Source organism: Deinococcus multiflagellatus, from assembly GCF_020166415.1.
Taxonomy (GTDB): domain Bacteria; phylum Deinococcota; class Deinococci; order Deinococcales; family Deinococcaceae; genus Deinococcus; species Deinococcus multiflagellatus.
Genome location: NZ_JAIQXV010000044.1, coordinates 1 through 3,514, shown reverse-complemented (window position 1 = coordinate 3,514; position 3,514 = coordinate 1). Strand labels below are relative to the sequence as shown.

Genomic DNA, 3,514 nt, shown 5'->3' with positions numbered 1-3,514 from the left:
GCCGTGACAACTGTAAGATTCTGTTGGCAAAGTCAGAAAAGGCGCAAAATGCAGCATGTTACGCCCCACCCCGATAGGCGATATTCCGACGGAAACCGCACGCATCGCTCAGGCGGCGTTTCCCAAAGGCAACTTCTATCTGCGCCTGCGCGACGAATTGGGCGTCCTGTACCAAGATGCTGATTTTGCCCCGCTCTTTCCGCCACAAGGCCGACCTGCCCTCGCCCCGTGGCGGCTGGGCCTGGTCACCGTATTCCAGTTTCTGGAAGGGCTGCCCGACCGACAAGCAGCTGATGCGGTACGAAGTCGCCTGGACTGGAAATATGCCCTGGGCTTGGCCCTGACTGACTCCGGCTTTCACTACAGTGTGCTCAGCGAGTTTCGCACGCGGTTGGTGGCGCATGAGCAGGAGGGACTCCTGCTCGACCGGCTGCTCGCGCACTTCGTTCAGCACGGTTGGCTCCGGGCTGGAGGCAAACAACGCACCGACTCCACGCACGTCATCGGTGCCGTTCGGCGGTTGACCCGTCTGGAGCTGATTGCCGAAACCCTGCGCGCAGCGCTGAACGAACTGGCCGCGGTTGACCCCGATTGGCTCCGACCCCATCTGTCCGACGAACTGGTGAAACGGTACGGCCACCGCGTCGAAGAAGGTCGGCTCCCTCGCGGGGAAGCGAAACGCGAACAGTACGCGGTGGAGATTGGCCTCGACGGCCTGCAACTCTTGGCGCGGCTGGCACAGCCAGCCGCCGTCCATCTCACTGATTTACCGAAGGTGTGTACGCTGCGGCTCATCTGGGCGCAGCAATTTGAGGGAGACGGAATGAAACAGCCGCTCAAGTGGACCGCTTGGTCCACTGACATTCCCGCCAGCGAACGGCCCGCGTCGCCCTACGACCCGGACACCCGCTTCTCCACGAAAAACTCGTTGAGGTGGCAAGGCTACCGGGTGCATTTCAGCGAAACCTGCGAGCGCGACGCCCCTGAGCTGGTCACCAATGTTCACCTGGCCCCGGCCCCACAGCAGGATTCGGTCGCGCTGCCCACCATCCACACGCAGTTGCAAGCCCGCACGCTGGTGCCCAGCATTCATCTGGTAGATGCGGGCTATATCAGCGCCGCGCTCATCACCAGCAGCCGGGCACAACAGATTCAACTGATCGGGCCACCCCAGCGGCGCATGAACTGGCAGGAACGCACCGAAGGGGCGTTCACCCACAAGGACTTCATCATCGACTGGGAGCGGAAAGACGTGCTGTGCCCACAACGCTACCTGAACAAATCCTGGGTCGAAACAGTCGATTCTGTGGGCACACCGGTCATCCTGGTTGAATTCCGGCGGCGAATTTGTGAACGCTGTCCGGTTCGCGCCCAATGCACCCGTGCCGACCGGACCAAGGGGGGCCGGAATCTGCTGCTACGACGGGAGCCTGAATTTCAGGCGTTGCAGGAGGCACGCCAGGCCCACGACAGCGGTGCCCACGCACCGCTCTACGCCCTGAGAAGTGGCATCGAAGCGACGTTCTCGCAAGCCGTTCGGCGGCTTGACCTTCGCCATGCCCGCTACCGAGGCCACGCCAAACTTCAGCTGCAACTCAGCAGCACCGCCGCGGCCTTGAATCTGCTGCGATTGGATGACTGGCGACGGGAGCGGCCCCGTGGCCCCACACGCACTGCACGGTTTGCACGGCTCCACCGGGCGTCACCGTCAGCATCGCAAACCACTCGAGCGCTCTGTTCAACCTGAAAGCGTCAACGTGGCCCTGGGCACCACCACGCCCTCTTCCTTTCGTTTATCCGAATAGACGAATGAATATGGTAGGTTGGACCGATGCACCATCATCCCCTGGCGGTTCCACCCCACAGCGACGACCTGTGGCAGGTCACCACCCTGTTCAAGGCCCTGTCTGAACCCATCCGGGTTCAGATTCTTCTGCGCCTGATCATCGGCGAATTGAGCGTGTCCGCACTGGTTGAAGCACTCGCTGTCCCGCAAAGTACCGTCAGCCGTCACCTGAACGTGTTGCGTGGCGCGGGCCTGGTTCAGGCCCGCCGGGACGGCACCCACGTGTATTACCAACTGGCCGATACCCACCTCATTACCCTGCTGCAAGAAGCCTTCAGCCACGCCCAACATACCCGGTTGGGGTTGCCCGACCATCCTCAGGTGGAGACCAGCGTGGGAAGTGTCCATTGAACGCCCTGGTGCTCTTCAGTGCGCTGCGCAATCCCCTCTTCGCCCGGCTGTATACCGCCCAGACCGTCAGCCAGATCGGGGACGCCCTCACCTGGGTCGGTCTGGCGCTGCTCGCGGCCCAACTCGCGGGGCCACAGCAGGCCCCAGCGGTGCTGGCCATCGCCCTGACCCTGCGGGTCAGTGCCTTTGTGCTGCTCAGTCCCCTGGCTGGGGTCCTGGCCGACCGGGTGAACCGCCGCACCGTCCTGGTCGCCTGTCATTTCGGGCGGCTGCTGGTGATGCTGGGGATGTTCCTGGTCACGCAGGTCTGGCAAATCTACGTGCTGATGTTTCTCCTGAATGCCCTGACGGCCTTTTTCACCCCCACCAACCAGGCCACCGTGCCGCTGGTGGTCGGGCGTGACGACGCCCGACCGGCCTTTGCCCTGTCGAGCGCCACCACCGAAGTGCTGGGCATCGTGGGCCCCGGTCTCGCCGGGGTCCTGGCCGCCGTGCTGGGCACCCGCGCGCTGTTCCTGGTGGACGCGGCGAGCTTTCTGCTCGCCGGGCTCTTGATGCTGACCCTCCCGGCCCTGCGGGCCAGTGACCAGCCGGTGGACCGCAGCACCTTGGCGGATGTCAAAGACGGCACGGCCCGCCTGTGGCGGGACCCCCCCATCCGGTTCGCGCTGCTGATGGAACTGGTGGCCGCCGTGACCGGCGCCCTGATTCTGACCGTGACCGTCTCGCGCGTACAGGGGGGCCTGAACCTGGGCGAAGCGCAGTATGGCTGGGTGATGGCGGCATTTGGCCTGGGCGCAGCCCTGGCCTCGCTGGCCGTGGGCGCAGCCGGGAAACGGGTGCCGCTGACGCGCTTTATTGCCCTGGGGGCGGTGGTGACCAGTCTGGCGATTGTGCCGGGGGACCTGCTGCCACTGGGGGGGCTGATGGTGTTCTGGCTGCTGGCGGGGGTGGGGCAGAACTGGGTGAACCTGCCAACGGAGACCTTGCTGGCGGAACGAACGGAGGAGGCCGCGCAGGGCCGGGTGTACGGGGCGCACTTTGCGTGGAGTCACCTGTGGTGGGCGTTCGCGTATCCAGTGGCGGGGTTTTTGGGCACGCAGTTGCCCGGACAGGCCTTTTTGGTGGGCGGGGGACTGGCGCTGGTGTTGCTGGCCAGTATCTGGTGGACCCACCGGGGCGCGGTGGCTCAGCGCGCGTCCTGACGAGGAGAAGGGGAGCAGCAGGGCGGGGTCAGTGGGAACAGGCTGTGCCTGTTCCCACTGTTGACATCAGGTCTCAACCCCCAATCCTGACTTTGCCAACAGAATCTTATAG

At 64.4% G+C, this 3,514-nt stretch carries 3 protein-coding genes; all 3 read left to right on the top strand.

The annotated features are described in order from the left end of the window. The first annotated feature begins 55 nt into the window (after window positions 1-55). Window positions 56-1,747 (top strand): IS1182 family transposase, encoded by a 1,692-nt coding sequence (locus K7W41_RS23125; RefSeq protein WP_224612892.1) that lies wholly within the window; start codon window positions 56-58, stop codon window positions 1,745-1,747. Window positions 1,748-1,831: 84 nt separating this feature from the next. Next, on the top strand, window positions 1,832-2,197 hold the full coding sequence (locus tag K7W41_RS23120; protein WP_224612890.1) for an ArsR/SmtB family transcription factor: 366 nt from the start codon (window positions 1,832-1,834) through the stop codon (window positions 2,195-2,197). Further along, entirely contained in the window at window positions 2,194-3,402 is a 1,209-nt protein-coding gene (locus K7W41_RS23115; RefSeq protein ID WP_224612888.1) for an MFS transporter, read from the top strand. The genes K7W41_RS23120 and K7W41_RS23115 overlap by 4 nt, the downstream gene beginning before the upstream one ends. The last annotated feature ends 112 nt before the right edge of the window (window positions 3,403-3,514 follow it).

Coding starts and splice junctions, on each gene's coding strand:
- K7W41_RS23125 (WP_224612892.1), top strand. CDS start 56: ATGTTACGCCCCACCCCGATAGGCGATATTCCGACGGAAACCGCACGC.
- K7W41_RS23120 (WP_224612890.1), top strand. CDS start 1,832: ATGCACCATCATCCCCTGGCGGTTCCACCCCACAGCGACGACCTGTGG.